This is a genomic window from Tabrizicola thermarum (assembly GCF_003574395.1).
GTDB classification, from domain to species: Bacteria; Pseudomonadota; Alphaproteobacteria; order Rhodobacterales; family Rhodobacteraceae; genus Tabrizicola; species Tabrizicola thermarum.
Map to the genome: position 1 here is coordinate 69,325 of NZ_QMJY01000083.1, position 15,988 is coordinate 85,312.

At 67.2% G+C, this 15,988-nt stretch carries 18 protein-coding genes and 1 tRNA gene; 7 read left to right on the plus strand and 12 right to left on the minus strand.

What is annotated here, in order from left to right:
* The first annotated feature begins 23 nt into the window (after positions 1 to 23).
* Entirely contained in the window at positions 24 to 914 is an 891-nt protein-coding gene (locus D5084_RS16645; protein WP_128516635.1) for a choline/ethanolamine kinase family protein, read from the plus strand.
* On the opposite strand, the gene rsmA is transcribed toward D5084_RS16645, so the two are convergent.
* The 8 genes from rsmA to D5084_RS16680 form a co-directional block, all read right to left on the minus strand.
* On the minus strand, positions 911 to 1,750 hold the full coding sequence (rsmA, locus tag D5084_RS16650) for a 16S rRNA (adenine(1518)-N(6)/adenine(1519)-N(6))-dimethyltransferase RsmA (RefSeq protein WP_128516636.1): 840 nt from the start codon (positions 1,748 to 1,750) through the stop codon (positions 911 to 913). The two genes, D5084_RS16645 and rsmA, sit on opposite strands and share 4 nt — an antisense overlap.
* Before the next feature lie 60 nt (positions 1,751 to 1,810).
* Entirely contained in the window at positions 1,811 to 2,497 is a 687-nt protein-coding gene (locus tag D5084_RS16655) for a M48 family metallopeptidase (RefSeq protein ID WP_128516637.1), read from the minus strand.
* A 13-nt stretch (positions 2,498 to 2,510) separates the two neighbouring features.
* Positions 2,511 to 3,125 carry a DedA family protein gene (locus tag D5084_RS16660; protein WP_128516638.1) on the minus strand — a complete coding sequence of 205 codons (615 nt, stop codon included), beginning with the start codon at positions 3,123 to 3,125 and terminating at the stop codon, positions 2,511 to 2,513.
* Complete coding sequence (locus D5084_RS16665) at positions 3,122 to 3,475, minus strand: hypothetical protein (RefSeq protein WP_128516639.1); 354 nt, start codon at positions 3,473 to 3,475, stop codon at positions 3,122 to 3,124. The genes D5084_RS16660 and D5084_RS16665 overlap by 4 nt, the downstream gene beginning before the upstream one ends.
* Positions 3,472 to 4,653, minus strand: a complete 1,182-nt coding sequence (locus D5084_RS16670; protein WP_128516640.1) for a vWA domain-containing protein — start codon at positions 4,651 to 4,653, stop codon at positions 3,472 to 3,474. Before D5084_RS16670 ends, D5084_RS16665 begins: the two co-directional genes overlap by 4 nt.
* Positions 4,654 to 4,742: 89 nt before the next feature.
* On the minus strand, positions 4,743 to 4,913 hold the full coding sequence (locus D5084_RS18575) for a hypothetical protein (RefSeq protein WP_202910079.1): 171 nt from the start codon (positions 4,911 to 4,913) through the stop codon (positions 4,743 to 4,745).
* Positions 4,914 to 4,959: 46 nt separating this feature from the next.
* Positions 4,960 to 6,276: a DUF2927 domain-containing protein gene (locus D5084_RS16675; protein ID WP_128516641.1), complete on the minus strand. Its 1,317-nt coding sequence runs from the start codon at positions 6,274 to 6,276 to the stop codon at positions 4,960 to 4,962.
* A 471-nt stretch (positions 6,277 to 6,747) separates the two neighbouring features.
* Positions 6,748 to 7,587 carry an AAA family ATPase gene (locus tag D5084_RS16680; RefSeq protein WP_128516642.1) on the minus strand — a complete coding sequence of 280 codons (840 nt, stop codon included), beginning with the start codon at positions 7,585 to 7,587 and terminating at the stop codon, positions 6,748 to 6,750.
* Positions 7,588 to 7,758: 171 nt separating this feature from the next.
* Between D5084_RS16680 and dksA the strand changes: the two genes are divergently transcribed.
* Together dksA and D5084_RS16690 are read left to right on the plus strand one after the other, a co-directional pair.
* Positions 7,759 to 8,181 carry an RNA polymerase-binding protein DksA gene (gene dksA / locus D5084_RS16685; RefSeq protein ID WP_128516922.1) on the plus strand — a complete coding sequence of 141 codons (423 nt, stop codon included), beginning with the start codon at positions 7,759 to 7,761 and terminating at the stop codon, positions 8,179 to 8,181.
* A gap of 74 nt (positions 8,182 to 8,255) precedes the next feature.
* On the plus strand, positions 8,256 to 9,440 hold the full coding sequence (locus D5084_RS16690; protein WP_128516643.1) for an FAD-dependent oxidoreductase: 1,185 nt from the start codon (positions 8,256 to 8,258) through the stop codon (positions 9,438 to 9,440).
* A 150-nt stretch (positions 9,441 to 9,590) separates the two neighbouring features.
* Here the strand turns inward: D5084_RS16690 and xth are convergent, their stop codons facing one another.
* The 3 genes from xth to D5084_RS16705 form a co-directional block, all read right to left on the minus strand.
* Positions 9,591 to 10,370 (minus strand): exodeoxyribonuclease III, encoded by a 780-nt coding sequence (gene xth, locus D5084_RS16695; RefSeq protein ID WP_128516644.1) that lies wholly within the window; start codon positions 10,368 to 10,370, stop codon positions 9,591 to 9,593.
* 46 nt (positions 10,371 to 10,416) lie between these two features.
* Positions 10,417 to 11,136: a hypothetical protein gene (locus D5084_RS16700; protein WP_128516645.1), complete on the minus strand. Its 720-nt coding sequence runs from the start codon at positions 11,134 to 11,136 to the stop codon at positions 10,417 to 10,419.
* A gap of 64 nt (positions 11,137 to 11,200) precedes the next feature.
* The gene (locus tag D5084_RS16705; protein ID WP_128516923.1) at positions 11,201 to 11,527 is read right to left on the minus strand and encodes a HesB/IscA family protein; all 327 of its coding nucleotides are present in this window, start codon (positions 11,525 to 11,527) and stop codon (positions 11,201 to 11,203) included.
* A 76-nt stretch (positions 11,528 to 11,603) separates the two neighbouring features.
* Here D5084_RS16705 and D5084_RS16710 point away from each other — a divergent pair, with 76 nt between their 5' ends.
* On the plus strand, positions 11,604 to 12,791 hold the full coding sequence (locus D5084_RS16710; protein ID WP_128516646.1) for a deoxyguanosinetriphosphate triphosphohydrolase: 1,188 nt from the start codon (positions 11,604 to 11,606) through the stop codon (positions 12,789 to 12,791).
* A gap of 214 nt (positions 12,792 to 13,005) precedes the next feature.
* On the opposite strand, the gene D5084_RS16715 is transcribed toward D5084_RS16710, so the two are convergent.
* Entirely contained in the window at positions 13,006 to 13,473 is a 468-nt protein-coding gene (locus tag D5084_RS16715; protein ID WP_128516647.1) for a disulfide bond formation protein B, read from the minus strand.
* 250 nt (positions 13,474 to 13,723) lie between these two features.
* Between D5084_RS16715 and ypfJ the strand changes: the two genes are divergently transcribed.
* The 3 genes from ypfJ to D5084_RS16730 all read left to right on the plus strand — a co-directional run bounded on the left by ypfJ (position 13,724) and on the right by D5084_RS16730 (position 15,834).
* Entirely contained in the window at positions 13,724 to 14,587 is an 864-nt protein-coding gene (gene ypfJ, locus D5084_RS16720) for a KPN_02809 family neutral zinc metallopeptidase (RefSeq protein WP_128516648.1), read from the plus strand.
* A 60-nt stretch (positions 14,588 to 14,647) separates the two neighbouring features.
* Positions 14,648 to 14,731 (plus strand) — tRNA-Leu (locus tag D5084_RS16725).
* Positions 14,732 to 15,183: 452 nt separating this feature from the next.
* Positions 15,184 to 15,834 (plus strand): Hint domain-containing protein, encoded by a 651-nt coding sequence (locus tag D5084_RS16730; protein ID WP_128516649.1) that lies wholly within the window; start codon positions 15,184 to 15,186, stop codon positions 15,832 to 15,834.
* The last annotated feature ends 154 nt before the right edge of the window (positions 15,835 to 15,988 follow it).

The window sequence follows — 15,988 nt, forward strand, 5'->3', positions numbered from 1 at the left end:
CGGGGCGATCAGGGGCAAGGCGCATGACGACGCAAACCGATCGGCTGACCAGATCCATCGCACGGGTTCTGGCCCTGCCGATCTGGCAGGGGCCGGTGACGGCCGTTCCCCTGGGTGGGGGCATCACCAACTTCAACCTGCTGGTCACCGACGCCCGCCGCCGCGCCGTGGTCCGCATCGGCGACGACATTCCGGTGCACCAGATCATGCGGTTCAACGAACTTGCCGCCAGTCAGGCAGCGCAGGCGGCAGGGATCTCTCCCGCTGTCCTCTTTCACGAACCCGGCGCGCTGGTGATCGACTTCGTCGAGGGCCGGACATTGACAGCCGCCGACCTTCGCCAGCCGGATCTGCTGGAGCAGGCCCTGAGCCTCGTCCAGCGCGCCCACCGCCACTTGCCGCGCCATTTGCGCGGTCCCGCGCTGACCTTCTGGGTGTTCCAGGTGCTGCGCGACTATGCCGCCACCCTGACCGAGGGCGGCTCGCGCCACATCCCCGCGCTGCCGGACCTGTTGGCCGAGGCCGAGGTGCTGGAACGCATCGTCGGTCGCATCGACATGGTTCCTGGCCACAACGACCTCTTGCCCGGCAACTTCCTGCATGACGGGACCCGGATGTGGCTCATCGACTGGGACTATGCCGGCTGGGGCTCGCCCTTGTTCGATCTGGGTGGCCTTTCGGCCAACAGCGGCCTCGATCCCGCGCAAGAGGACTGGCTCCTCGCGCGCTACTTCGGGCAAGCCCCCGATGCCGATCTCTGGCGCCGCTACCGGGCGATGAAGGCCGCCGCCGCATTGCGTGAGGCGATGTGGTCGATGGTGCAGGAAATCCGTTCCGAACTGGATTTCGACTACGCGGCCTGTACGGCGGAGTATCTCGAGACCTTCCGCACCGCGCTGGCCGCGACGCGCTAGGCCTTCACCACCCGCGCCAGCGCACAGAAGGCTTCCAGCCCGATTTCCTCGGCCCGGGCGGTGGGCGGGATGCCGACGCTGTCCAGCACCGTCTCGATATCCGGCCGAAGCCCCTTCAGGCTGGCCCGCAGCATCTTGCGGCGCTGGTTGAAGGCCATCGCGGTGATCCGCTGCAAGGCACGGAAATCACAGGGAAAGCGGGGGCCGGGCAGGGCGGTCAGCTGCACCACCGCGGAATGAACCTTGGGGGCAGGGGTAAAGGCCTCGGGCGGCAGCGTCATCACGATCCGCGCCTCGCAGCGGTATTGCGCCAGCAGCGCCAGCCGCCCGTAATGTTCTGTTCGCGGTTTCGCAACAATCCTTTCAGCGACTTCCTTCTGGAACATCAGCGTCAACGATGACCAGAGCGGCGGCCAGGCATCGGGCGTCAACCAGCGGATCAGAAGCTCGGTCCCGACGTTGTAGGGCAGGTTCGCCACGATCTTGACCGGCGGCGCCAGGTGCGCACCGAGGTCCAGCTCCAGCGCATCGCCGTGCAGGACCTCCAGCCGCCCCGGGTAATGCGCCGCGATCTCGGCCAGGGCGGGCAGGGCGCGGGCGTCCTTTTCAACGGCGACCACCCGCCGCGCGCCTTCTGCCAGAAGGCCCCGCGTCAGACCGCCCGGTCCGGGGCCCACCTCCAGCACGTCGCAGCCCGACAGGTCCCCCGCCGCCCGCGCGATCTTGGCGGTCAGGTTCAGATCCAGCAGGAAGTTCTGCCCCAGCTGCTTCTTCGCAACCAGCTCGTGCGCCCGGATCACCTCGCGCAGGGGCGGCAGCCCGTCGATCGTTCCCAAACCCGCCCCCTTCGCGCAAAGCCTGTCCCGTCCTAGCGCCTTGGCCCGGATTTGCCAACGTCACCCGATCCAGCGCGCCTCGTTCGCCTCGATGGCGGCGATGCGTTCGTCGACCTTCGGGTGGCTCAAGAGCCAGGCCGGAATCCCTTCGGCGTGGTTTCGGGTCAGCGCGTCCAGCTTGCGAAACAGCGACTTCTGCGGACCGGTCCCGATCCCCGACTTGATCAGAAGAGCGCTGGCATAGGCATCCGCCTCGAACTCGTCCCGGCGGCTCAACCGCGCCATCAGGGCGGTCGAGATCAGGTTGGCGATCCAGATGCCGATGAAGGGCAGGAACCGGTTCAGGACCGCCGACAGCATCACGAAGACCGCGTTCTGCCCGGTAAAGTCGATCATCCGCCGCCGGATGTGCCCTTGCGCCACATGCCCCATCTCATGTGCGATCACGCTTGCCAGTTCTTCCGCCGTCACCTCGCCGCGCGCCTTGCGGTTCAGGAACCCGCGCGTGAGGAAGATCCGCCCGTCCGGCGCGGCCAGCCCGTTCACCGCATCGACCTCGAACACGTTGACCTTGATCTCGGGGATGCCCATCGCCGCCGCCAGCCGGTCGGCCAGGCGGGTGATCGAGGGATCGGTCAGGGGCTTCGATTGTTCGTCCAGCATCCTCCGCGTGCGCCAGACCGAAAAGCGCATCGTCAGAAAGGCATAGCCGACAGCAAGGATCAGGGGGAGGAGGAGCTTGCTCATCCCCGGAATATAGTCAGCCGCCGCGCCCCCGCAACGCATCCTGTCCGGTCGCCGAAGCGAACAGCCAGTAGCCCAGCGCCACCGCCGCCCCCGCGCCGCCGATCATCCCCAGAAGCGAGCCGATCGCATTGCCGGCCGCCGCGATGTTGCCGCCGAAGACGAAGCCCGCGCCGACATAGAGGCCGGCCCAGACCGCCTCTCCCGCCACGCCCGCCGCCGTGAACCGACCCCAGCCAAAGCGCATGGTGCCCGCGATCAGGTTGACGTAAGGTCCCAGCGGGCTCAGCAGCCAGCGCGTCAGGAACACCGCGATCAGCCCTTTGCTCTGCATCAGCCCGTCGGCCCGCGCCACCAGCATGTCGCGCGCCGGGTCCTTGCGCAGCCGCGACAGCAGCGTCACGCCAAGGCCGCGTCCCGCCCAGTAGCCCAGCTGATCCCCCGCGATGCCGCCCGCCGCCGCCGCAAGAAAGGCCTGCCACAGGACCAGATCGCCCGCCGCCGCGAATCCTCCGGCCGTCAGCATCAGCACCGAGGCAGGGAAGGGCAGCGCAAGGCAGGACAGGAAGGTCGTCGCGGCCAGCAGCCACAGGCCGTATTGCGGGACAAGACCCAGAAGCCAGTCGGTCATTCCGCAGGCCTCGCCTCCCGCAGCCGGGTCAGCGCCGTCTCGACGCGGGCGATCACCTCGGCCACCGGCTCGCCACGGTCCCGGGCGATCTCCTCCAGCGTCTGCGGATGGCCCCTGACCTGCGGCATGGGCAGCCCCGCCTCGGAACCGAGCGCCTGCGGCTCCAGCCCCCAGGACCGCGCCACATAGCCCACGGTCATCCAGGGCTCGACCGGCACCTCGCGGTGGGTCGCCCAGTAGACCGAATAGACTGCGAAGCGGCCCGCGAAGAACAGCGTGACCGCACAGGCCATCACGAAGGCCGAAGCCAGCACGGGCCGCGCCCGCCACAGGGCAAGAAAGCGTCTCATCGCAGCTCCCTGATCCCTCGTGCCAACCCGTCCAGCGTCATCGGCACCATCCTGCCCTCGAAGATCTCGCGGATCATCGCCGTCGATCGGGTATGCCCCCAGGCGCGCTCCTCCACCGGATTGATCCACAGATGATACGGCCATTGCGCGCAGATCCGCCGCAGCCAGACTTCGCCCGCCTCGTGGTTCCAGTGTTCGTTCGCCCCGCCCGGATGGGTGATCTCGTAGGGCGACATTGCCGCATCGCCGACGACGATCAGCCGCCAGTCCGCGCCATAGGTGCGGATCACGTCCCAGGTCAGGGTCTGATGCTCCCACCGGCGGCGGTTGTCGCGCCAGAGGCCCTCGTAGACGCAGTTGTGGAAGTAGAAGACCTCCAGATGCCGGAACTCGGCCTTCGCGGCCGAGAACAGCTCCTCCATCACCCGGACATGGGGGTCCATCGACCCGCCGATGTCGAGGAACAGGAGCACCTTCACCGCATTGCGCCGCTCGGGCCGGGTCTGGACATCCAGCCAGCCCTGCGCCGCCGTGGCCCGGATCGTGCCGTCAAGGTCCAGCTCTTCCGCCGCCCCCTCGCGCGCCCAGCGGCGCAACCGGCGCAGCGCCAGCTTCATCGTCCGGGTGCCGATCTCGGCATCGCCGTCCAGATTGCGGAACTCTCGCCGGTCCCAGACCTTGACCGCGCGCCGGTGGCGGCTTTCCTCCTGCCCGATCCGCACGCCCTCGGGGTTGTAGCCCCAGGCGCCGAACGGCGACGTCCCCGCCGTGCCCACCCATTTCGACCCGCCCTGATGCCGACCCTTCTGTTCGGCCAGGCGCTGCCGCAGCGTCTCCATCAGCTTGTCGAACCCGCCAAGCGCCTGGATCGCCGCGCGTTCATCGGCGCTCAGATGCCGCTCGGCCAGCTTTTCCAGCCAGTCGCGCGGCAGGTCCAGCGCCTCCAGCACCTGCACTGCCGTGACCTTTTCCAGGCCCGAGAACGCCCGCGCGAAAGCCCGGTCAAAGCGGTCGATGTGGCGTTCGTCCTTGACCAGCGTCAGCCGGGCAAGCGTGTAGAACCCCTCGGGATCATAGATCACCAGCCCCGCCGCCATGGCTTCCAGAAAACTCAGGAACTCGCGCAAGGAGACCGGCACCGCCTCTTCCCGCAAGGTCTGGAAGAAGGGCAGGAACATCGCCTAGACGCCGATTTCTTCAATGAAATCGGACCGGAGCCGTTGAAGGCTCCGTCGCGGAACTTCCGAAAACTCCGCGCCCCGACCCATTATCCGCGCATCATGCGGTCAAGGTAAAGCGTGATGAACAGGCCCAGAAGCCCGAAGATGATGGCATGGGCCGCCGCATATTGCGCGATGTCCGCAGCCCTGCCGCCGCGCGCCTTCGCCCGCAGGCCGCCGCCGATGGCACCCAGAAGAAGACCGACGATCACGAACATTCCGCCCCATTTCCGGGGCCTCCGTGCCTGTCGGCGCGCTACCCCCTCAGCCCTTTGCGGCCCGGTCCGCAACGGCCGCGATGTCGCGCATCCGGCTGCGGACCATGCCTTCCGAGCCGAAGCCATAGCGCGCGTAGGGCGCACTGTCCATCCGCAGCGCCGCCGCAGCCTGCGGGTTGCCCAGCGCCTCCAGCGCCTCGGCCTTGACCAGCATCAGCGTCGCCAGAAGCGCGGCATTGTCGTACTCTCTGACCACCGGGATCGCCCGGTCTGCCAGCAGCGCGGCCTGTTCGGGCTGGCCGGCGGCCAGGGCCATCACCGCAAGCTGCATGTCCACATGCGCCAGTTGCAGCTCTGCCCCCGGCAGGGCAGCATAGATCGCCCGCGCGCGGGCAAAGGCGGCTTGCGCGCGGGCCGGGTCGCTGGCCGTGGTCAGGCGGCCCAGCGCGAAATGGCTGAAGGCCAGCCGGTTGTCCTGCCATCCCGCACGCTGGGCAATGGCCAGCGCGCGTTCCGCCGCGGCCAGGCGGCTCCCCTGTGATCCGGTTCGGCCCAGCGCCGTCTCGATCGCGCGGGTCCAGTCGGGCGGAGTGCCCGAGCTGGCGACCGGCGCCGTGCCAAGCTGTGCGGCCACCTCCTCCAGGCTCATCCCGCTGCGCAGGTCCGGCGAATAGGTCAGCCGCAGGATCTGCATGTCGAAACCGGTCAGGACCGAATGGAAGTTGTCGTCGTTGAAGACGCTGTCCGGCAGGCGATACAGGTCGTTCAGCGGCCCCAGCGCCTGCGCCAGCTCCTCGTGCAGGCAATCGCGGATTTCCTGCGGGCTTGTGTCGGCGGGAATGAAGATGGCCGCCCTTTCGCGCCGGGTGACCAGCGCCCAGTCCACCGCATCCGACCCCCGCTTGCGCCGGTATTCCGCCAGCGATCCGACATTCGGCACCACGAAACAGGCGGCCATCGGGGCCATCCGGCGCAGCTCTGCGCGGCTGGTGAACTCTACCGTGATCGTCGCTGCGCCAGAGGCGGGCGAGATGTCGATCCCGGCTTCCGACCGCAGTCGTCCGATCAGAAGGCCAAGGTCGCGCGCCGCCGATCCCGGCACATCCCCGGCCAGCGCCACCGTGACCGGGCCCTCGAACCGGCTGAAGGTCTGCAAGCCCCGTCCGCTTTCCATGGCAAAGGTCAGGTCCATGAAGTCGCGGGTCAGCGAGGTGCCCGAGCGCATCCCTTCAGGCACCCGATAGCCGCCCGGCGCGCCGAATCCGACGCCGACCTCCTCGGCGGCACCGCTTTTCGTCACCTGCGCGGGTTCGCCGCAGGCCGAGACCGCGCAGAACGCGGCAAGGAGAAGGGGCAGGCGCATCGGCAAGACCAGTCTGGCAGCGCCCCGGCAGCTCGGGGCCCGTCGAGTGTCCCGCCCAGGACTTGCGCAAGTCAATTCTGGAAAAAGCCCGGATTTTCCTGACACTACCCATCGCGGTTGAAGTGGCCGAGGCCGCAGGATCTATCCTCGCGGCTCACGAAATGTTACAAATCCGACATCGCAGCCCGGTTTGCCCGGCCGGAAGACTTCGCGGGGGCCGATTCGGCTTGCCGCCCCGGACAGGTTGCTTGGCCCAAGGGAAATCCGGCCAACAGGCGATGGATGCCCGGCCCCGGTTCCTCCGCTCCTCCCACGGCTTTCGCGCGCAAGACAACACCGTCGATCTCCACCCGGGCAGCAGCTGCTCGCTGCGGAACGCCAACGGCCCCGTCACCGAACAGGTCTGCGGCCGGCCTTGCACCCTCACGAACATGTCCAGGGCGCGACTGGCTCGGCACCCTCCGGCGCGTGCTACCGCTGCCCCCGCGCCATGAAGGCCAGCCGCTCGAACAGCTGCACGTCCTGCTCGTTCTTCAACAGCGCGCCGTGCAGCCGGGGCAGGGCGCTGCGGCCGTCGCCCCGCAGATCCTCCGGCGCCAGGTCCTCGGCCAAGAGCAGCCGCAGCCAGTCCAGCACCTCGCTGGTGGACGGCTTCTTCTTCAGCCCCGGCACCTCGCGGATCTCGAAGAACTGCGTCAGCGCCGCGGTCAGCAGCCGATCCTTGATGTCGGGGAAATGCACCCGGACGATGGCCGCCAGGGTCTCGGGATCGGGAAACCGGATGTAGTGGAAGAAACACCGCCGCAGAAAGGCGTCCGGCAATTCCTTTTCGTTGTTCGAGGTGATGATGACCACCGGCCGATGCCGCGCCCGGATCGTCTCGCCCGTCTCGTAGACGTGGAACTCCATCCGGTCCAACTCCTGCAACAGGTCGTTGGGAAATTCGATGTCGGCCTTGTCGATCTCGTCGATCAGCAGCACCACGCGCTCTTCCGCCTCGAAGGCCTGCCACAGCTTGCCCTTGCGGATGTAGTTGCGCACCTCGTGCACCCGTTCATCGCCCAGCTGGCTGTCCCGCAACCGGCTCACCGCGTCGTATTCGTACAACCCCTGCTGCGCCTTGGTCGTGGACTTCACATGCCACTCGATCAGCGGCAGCTTCAGCGCCCCTGCCACCTGTCGCGCCAGTTCCGTCTTGCCCGTCCCCGGCTCGCCCTTGACCAGAAGCGGGCGCTGCAAGGTCACCGCCGCATTCACCGCAATCGCCAGGTCATCCGAGGCGACATAGCTGTCTGTCGTGCCGAATTTCATCAATTCATCAACATGCTGTTTCCTGTCCGGTGCCAGACCCTACCTGCGCCCAGAAAATGTCGCAACCGCTAGTGACAATGCTGCGGCCTTGCGCTAAACGCCCCCGAACAGGAGCGCGCCATGACAGAAGCCCGCCTGTCGGAGCGATCCGGCGCGAAGGAGAGAATGACCATGAAGGCCGAGGTTTTCCTCCCTGACGACTATCGTCCCGCCGAGGACGAACCGTTCATGAACGACCGCCAGCTTGAGTATTTCCGCCGCAAACTTCTGACCTGGAAACAGGAACTGCTCAACCAGTCCGCGGAAACCATCGACTCCCTGCAGGAAAGCGCGCGCAATGTCCCCGACATCGCCGACCGCGCCTCCGAGGAAACCGACCGCGCCCTTGAACTGCGCACCCGTGACCGCCAGCGCAAGCTGGTCGCCAAGATCGACGCCGCCCTGCGCCGGATCGAGAACGGCGAATTCGGCTACTGCGAAGTGACGGGCGAGCCGATCAGCCTCAAGCGGCTGGATGCGCGCCCGATTGCGACGATGACGCTGGAGGCGCAGGAAAGGCACGAACGCCGCGAAAAGGTTCACCGCGACGACTGACGCCAGACCGGCGACACAGTGCGTACTTGACGCCGGGCCCAAGGTCCGGCGTTGTCATGTCCGGGGGGGCGAAGATGTCATTGATCGGCCAGTCCGTCACCGTGGTCGGCGCGGGGGTTGCAGGTCTTGCCGCTGCACGGGCGCTTGCGCTGCGCGGGGCTCGGGTCACGGTCCTGGAACAGGCGGATGCGATCCGCGAGGTCGGCGCCGGCCTTCAGATCTCGCCCAACGGTGCGGCGGTGCTGCGGGCGCTGGGGTTGCAGGACGCGCTGGATGCGGCCTCGATGCGGGCGACGGCGGTGCAGCTGATCGACGGGCCGACGGGCGATCCGGTCGCCCGGCTTGATCTTGCCCGGCTGCGCCCCGACCAGGGCTACCATTTCCTGCACCGGGCCGACCTCATCGCGCTTCTGCTGCAGGGCGCGCGCGAGGCCGGGGTGACCTTGCGGCTTCTTTCGCGGGTTGCCGAGGTCGATCTGTCCGGCGCCCGTCCCGCCGTGACGCTGGACAGCGGCGATCGGATCGAGACGCCGCTCCTGATCGGGGCGGATGGCCTGCATTCCCGCCTGCGCGCTGCGCTCAATGGCGCGCAGCACCCCTTCTTCACCGGGCAGGTCGCCTGGCGCGCCGTGATTCCCTGCGAACCCGGCGCCGCTCCGGAGGCCGAGGTGCACATGGGCCCCGGCCGTCATCTGGTCAGCTATCCCTTGCGCGGCGGCACCTTGCGCAATCTGGTCGCGGTCGAAGAGCGTCAGCGTTGGGCCGAGGAAAGCTGGACGCTGCGCGACGACAGCATGGACATGCGGCTCGCCTTCGCCGGGTTCTCGCCCCGGGTGCGCGGCTGGCTGGACAGGGTCGAGGATCCCTGGCTCTGGGGCCTCTTCCGCCATCCGGTCGCGGGCACCTGGACCAGAGTCGTTTCAGGTGGCGCCGTTGCCATCCTGGGCGATGCCGCGCATCCGACGCTGCCCTTCCTCGCGCAGGGGGCCTCGATGGGGCTGGAGGACGCCTGGGTCCTGGCCGATGCGCTTGCGGGCCACGACAGCCTTGCCGCAGCGCTGGCAGCCTATCAGACGCGTCGCAAACCCCGCACCACGCGCATCGTCGCTGCCGCCAACGCCAATGCGCGCGCCTATCACCTGTCGGGCCTGCCCCGGATGATCGGCCACGCCGGTCTGCGGCTGCTCGGACGCCTGTCTCCCGCCACGATGCTCAGCCGCTTCGACTGGCTCTACGGGCACGACGTGACGCAAGGCTAAGTCATGGAGCGCAAATCTTTTCGAAAAGATTTGCAAAATCCTTCGAAGGATTTTGGCCCGCTACCAGCCTGTGCAAGGTAAACGCCGCATGAACGCAGGCTTCCAACCCATTGTTTTTCAATAGCCCGACCTTCGCGCCGCGCGCGGCGCTCACGCCGCCAACCGCACCCAGACCGGCACATGATCGCTGGGCTTGTCCCCGCCCCGGACCGCCTTGTCTATACCTGCCTCCTCCAGCCGGTCGGCGGCCTGGGGGCTGCACAGGACATGGTCGATCCGGATCCCGTTGTTCCGCTCCCAGGCGCCGGCCTGATAATCCCAGAAGGTGTAGACCCGCGCCGCCGGATCGCGCACCCTGACCGCATCCGTCAGCCCCAGATGCGCCATCCGCCGGAACGCCGCCCGGCTCTCGGGCAGGAACAGCGCATCCGTCACCCAGGCCTCCGGCCTCGCCGCATCCGCCGCCTGCGGGATCACGTTGTAGTCGCCCAGACAGACAAACGTCTCCTCCGCCGCCAGCAGCTCCCGCACCCGCGACTCCATCCGCGCCATCCAGGCCAGCTTGTAGTCGTACTTCGGCCCCGGTGCGGGGTTGCCGTTCGGCAGATAAAGCCCGCAGACCCTGACCGGCCGCCCCGCATCCACCACCGCCTCGATCCAGCGCGCCTGCTCGTCCCCGGGATCCCCCGGCAAGCCGCGCCGCACATCGCTCAGCGGCAGCTTCGACAGGATCGCCACGCCGTTGAACGACTTCTGCCCGTGTGTCTCGACCCGGTAGCCAAGCCCTTCGAAGACCTCGCGCGGAAAGGCCTCGTCCTGCGACTTGATCTCCTGCAGGCAGACCACATCCGGCGCCGCCTCGGCCAGCCAGGCCTGCAAGGCCTCGATCCGCGCCTTGATCCCGTTGATGTTGAACGTCGCAAGCCTCATGTCCGGGTCCTCCACACCAGGACCCTAGGCCCCCCGGCCCGAAGGCTCAAGCCGTCTGCCGCAGGGGCAGGGATGCCGCCTGCAACCACAGCGCATCCAGCCGATCCAGCGCAGCCGGATCGAACCGCTCCGCCTCTTCCCAGTAGCGCCCCGAGGGCACCCGGTAGTCCAGCTCTTCCTCCAGGGCCATCGCCTCGGCGGCAAGATCGGGACACCAGCGCCCCGGCCGGGCCTGCGCCACCGCCGCCCGCGAGACCCGCGGAAAGATCAGCCGGGACGGCCCCGTCGACAGGTTGACCACCGCGCAGCCCTGCATCGCGGCCAGCACCATCAGCCGCGCCGACTTGGCCTCAAGGCTGCGCAGCGTGATGTCCACCCGCAGCGGGTCCGGCGAGCCGGTGCCGTAGAAATGCGTCAGCCCAGACTTCGGATAATGCATGTCGCAGCCGAACACCGCCAGCACCTGCGGTCGCAACGCGTGCAGCGCCCAATAGGCCGCCGTGAAGGCCATTGTTGCGCCAGCATAGACAAAACCACCAAAGGCATTCTGCGCCGGGACAAAGTCGGCCTCGGTCACCAACTGCTGCCCGGCGGCGGGAACCGGCTGCCGCTCGACCGGGAAATCCCAGGGAAAGACCGAATAATCCCAGTCCGCCCGCACGCGCCAGGCATTGTTGATCGCAACGATCCGGTCAAAACGCCCGCGCGGCCAGGCGGTCGCTTCGGTCGCCATCGGGGCCGACCCCAGCATCAGCACAATGGCCATGTCTTCTCTCTCCAGCTGCCCGGGCAGGACCTAGTGCTGCAAGGCGGCACGGCCAGAGCAAAGGTCAGATCGAAAAACTCGTCCCGCAGCCGCAGCTGGTCTTGGCGTTGGGGTTCTGCACCACAAACCGCGCGCCGATCAGCTCGTCGGTGAAGTCGATCACCGCATTCGACAGGAAGGGCAGGCTGACCTGATCCACCAGCACCCGCTGGCCATCCTTTTCCAGCACCAGATCATCGGCCGCCGGTTCGTCCAGCGTGATCGAATACTGGAACCCCGAACAGCCCCCGCCATCCACCGCCACGCGCAGGGGCTTTGCCTCGCCCATGGCTTCGGCGATCTCGGCCAGCCGGGCAAAGGCCCGATCCGTGACTTTCGGCGGCAGCGTCAGTTCCATGGCTGTTCCCGTATCCTTCGGCCTGTGGGATGAATATATGAAACCCGACCGCGCCTCACAAGGACAGCCCATGCTCGCGCCCTTCGCCTGCCAACCCGACGCCAGCCGCGGACGGCTCTGGCCCGAGCGGCTGTCCTCCTTCCGCTCGCCCTTTCAGCGCGACCGCGACCGGATCATCCATTCCTCCGCCTTCCGCAGACTGAAACACAAGACTCAGGTCTTCGTCGAACACGAGGGCGACTATTACCGCACGCGGCTGACCCACACGATCGAGGTGGCGCAAGTGGCCCGCACCATCGCCGGGGTCCTTGGCCTGAACACCGATCTGGCCGAGGCGGTTGCCCTGGCCCACGACCTTGGCCACACGCCTTTCGGCCACACCGGCGAGGACGCGATGGAACGGCTCATGGCCCCCTATGGCGGCTTTGACCACAACGCCCAGGCGCTGCGGATCGTCACCCGCCTTGAACGCCACTACGCGGATTTCGACGGGTTGAACCTGTCCTGGGAAACCCTCGAAGGCATTGCGAAACACAATGGGCCCGTCACCGGCCCCAATGCGGACCGGAAGCATGACGGCCCCCTCCCTTACGCGCTGGCCGAGGTCAACGCCCAGTGGGACCTGGAACTGGACACTCACGCCAGCGCCGAGGCGCAGGTGGCGGCCATCGCCGATGACGTGGCCTATTCCCACCACGATCTGCACGACGGTCTGCGCTCGGGCCTTTTCACCGAAGACGACCTGCTGGAGCTTCCCGTCACCGGCCCCGCCTTCGAAGAAGTGGACCGCACCTATCCGGGCCTCGAAAGGATGCGCCGCCGGCATGAGGCTCTGCGCCGCGTCTTCGGCCGGATGGTCGAGGACGTGATCGCCGTGGCGCAGAACCGCCTGACCAGTGCCCAGCCGAAATCGGTGGACGACATCCGCCACATGGGCACCACGGTGATCCGCTTCTCCAAGCCGCTGTATCAGGAGTTGAAGGCGGTCCGCAGCTTCCTGTTCCACCGCATGTATCGCGCGCCCAGCGTGATGGCGGTCCGGGCCGAGGTGACGCGGATGGTCGATGACCTGTTCCCGCTGTTCCTGAAACAGCCGGACCTCCTGCCGCCAGAATGGCAGGCCGACGTGACTGCGGCGCGCGATGAAACCGAACTGGCCCGCGTCGTGGCCGATTATGTGGCGGGCATGACCGACCGCTTTGCGATCCAGGAACATGCGCGGCTGTTTGGCAGCCCGCACGCCACCGACCCGCGCTGAGACTGTCTGGCAAGACTTTCTTCTGCTTGCTCTTTTCGCAAATACTCTCCGGGGGTCCGGGGGTGGAAAACCCCCGGTCCGCGCGACCGTTCAACCCGCGCCAGGCCCGCAGCCTCGGCGCCACCATTGCCCCTCGCCTCTCCGCTCCCCTCGGGGAAGAGGGCCGGGGCAAGGGGCGACGCTTCCCCGAACCACGCCGCTCAGACCACGCCGCTCAGGCCCTGCGCGCAGCCTTGACCCAGAGCCCGGCGAAGATCAGCGACAGGATCACGTTCCAGCCCGCCATCGAAATGCCCAGCAGCGACCAGGCGATCTCGTCACAGCGGACGACGGCGGCCACGTCCTTCGTCGGATCCAGAAGATCCGCCGCCGATATCCCCTGGATCGAACCTGCGGTGCAGGTCGCCAGACCCTCCCACCAAAGCTGCTCGACGCCCACATGAAAGACGCCGATCGCCGCCGTCGCCAGTGCCGCCAGCGCGCCCGCCCATGCCAGCCCGCGCCAGCCGGTGGCCAGCGCGGCGATGCCGATCACGACGGCCGCCGCATGGGGCCAGCGCTGGTAAAGGCACAACTGGCAGGGCGCAAGCCCGCCGATGTACTGGAAGGCAAAGGCACCTGCCAGGAGGCCCGCCGAGCCCAGGGTGGCAAGCAGGATCAGGGTGCGGGGCGACTGGGTCATGGGGGTCTCGGCATCATGGATTGCGCCGCGACCATAGGTCGGGCGGACGGGAAGGAAAAGGGGAACCGCAAGCGCCTCGCCCTGTTGTGCATTCACGCTTCCGATGCCGGGGTGGTGCGCGTAGGGTTTCGCCTGTGGCGGGGGCAAACAGGTTAAGGATTCGTGACTGCCCACGGACAAGGTGTTGATTTTGCTAGGGGTGCCCGCCTGCCCACGCGTGGGCAGCCGGGCAAGGGAAAGGGGTGCTGACATGCAGTGGCGCGGTCGCAGGGAAAGTTCGAACGTCGAGGATCGCCGCCGCATGGGTGGCGGGGGCGCGGCCAGGGTCGGCGGCATCGGCGGGGCAGGGGCCGTCATCGTGGTGATCCTGGCCCTGTTTCTCGGGGTGGACCCCAGCCAGCTTCTGGGCCCGGACGGGGGCGGCATGACCCAGACCAGCGGCGCTCCGGTCGAGCTGACCGCCGAGGATGAGGCCGAGGGCAAGTTCGTCTCTGTCGTGCTGGCCGATACCGAGGAAATCTGGACCCGCGTCTTCCGGGACCAGCTGGGCCAGCCCTACCGTCCCGCCACGCTGGTCCTGTTCAAGGAAGCGACCCGCTCGGCCTGCGGCGGTGCCTCCGAGGCGACGGGGCCGTTCTACTGCCCGGCCGACCGGAAGGTCTACCTCGACACGGCCTTCTTCACGACGCTGCACAAGCGGCTGGGGGCCGGTGGCGACTTCGCCGCCGCCTATGTGGTCGCCCACGAGATCGGCCACCATGTCCAGAACGAACTGGGCATCCTCGGCCAGGCGAACCAGGTCCGCCAGCAGGTCAGCCAGGCGGAGTCGAACGCGATCTCGGTGCGGATCGAATTGCAAGCGGACTGCCTGTCCGGCATCTGGGCGCGCGAGGCGGCGCAGACTCTGGGCGTCGTCGAACGCGGCGATCTGGAAGAGGCAGTGAATGCCGCCAGGCAGATCGGCGACGACACCCTGCAACGCAACGCGGGTAAACGCCCGATGCCGCACACCTTCACGCACGGCACCTCGGCACAGCGGTCCCGCTGGTTCATGATCGGGTTGCAGTCCGGCATGCTGGCCGACTGCGACACCTTCCGGACCGACGATCTTTGATGCGCGCGGCCCGGCCCGCATTGACGCGGGGCGTGGCAGGTTCTAGAGGTGTCGCCGGTGGCCCGAGTGGCGGAATGGTAGACGCAGGGGATTCAAAATCCTCCGCCGCAAGGTTTGCGAGTTCGAGTCTCGCCTCGGGCACCAGCTCTTCTGATGCATGATCTGGACAGGCGATTCGCGGCGACGATCCAGGGCATCGCTCCAGTCGCGGTCTTGTCGCCGGTTTCACCCCTTTGTGGAAACACTGGCCCAAACGGCAAACCGGCCAGTGGATCACTTGCGCGTCAGGGCGCCGATCAACACCCGGTCGCATCGAATGACTCTTCCCTCTGGTGAGTTCTTGCGACCACTGCATCCAAAGGTTGAAAGTTGCAGTGGTGCAAGCCGTTATCACCGCCGATCCGGACCGGGTCAGAGCGATCTTGGGCGGCGGGCGTTCACCATGGGCGCCCCCGCACACGCATTGGCTGAATCGCGCTCATGTTGCCCTTGTTTGCAAACAATTTTCTGCTTTTCTCGCGGCAGTCGGGAACGATATGCAGGACGCCCAGGGTGAGGCGCCCGCGTGACGGCGCCGGACGATTTTGCACAGGTTGATGATGGCGCAGGATTTTGACGTGTCGGCCCCTCTGCCGCTGGCAGGACAGCGCACCCCCAGGGCGACGCCCTGCTTTACACCGGGCACGTTGATCACGACCCAACGGGGCGAAGTTCCGGTCGAGATGATCGCCGCAGGTGACCGTGTCGTGACGCGCGACAACGGCATCCAGACCGTGCGCTGGGTCGGCAAGACGCAGATGTTCCTGCATGATTTCCAGATGGACCCGCATCTGCTTCCCGTCTTCATCCAGCAGGGTTCGCTGGGCAAGGGCCTGCCCGAGCGGGACATGATGGTGTCGCCGAACCATCGCATCCTGGTCACGAATACCCGGGTTTCGGTGCGCTATGCCGAACGCGAGGTGCTGGTCGCAGCCAAGCACCTGGTGGCCCAGGGCGTTCACACCGTGCAGTCCAGCGGGACGACCTACATCCATTTCATGTGCGACCGGCATGAGGTCGTGCTGGCCAATGGCGTCTGGACCGAAACCTTCCACCCGGACGATACGTCGCTGAAAGGGATCGGCAACGCGCAGCGGCTGGAAATCCTTGAACTTTTCCCCGAACTCAAGACCCCGACCGGGCGAGCGGCCTATGGCCAATCGCGCCGCATCCTTACCGAGGCGGAAGCAACCGGACTCCGCCTCTGATAGTGCACATCGCAGGTTTTTGTTCACTCATCAGAGGTAAAGCCGAACGACAACAGCCACCATTGATGGACCGATGCGCGGCACCATGCCATAGATATGCGCAATCAGGCCTGAAAATGGACAAAAACCAGGGCTAGGCCACGCTGTTGAGGCA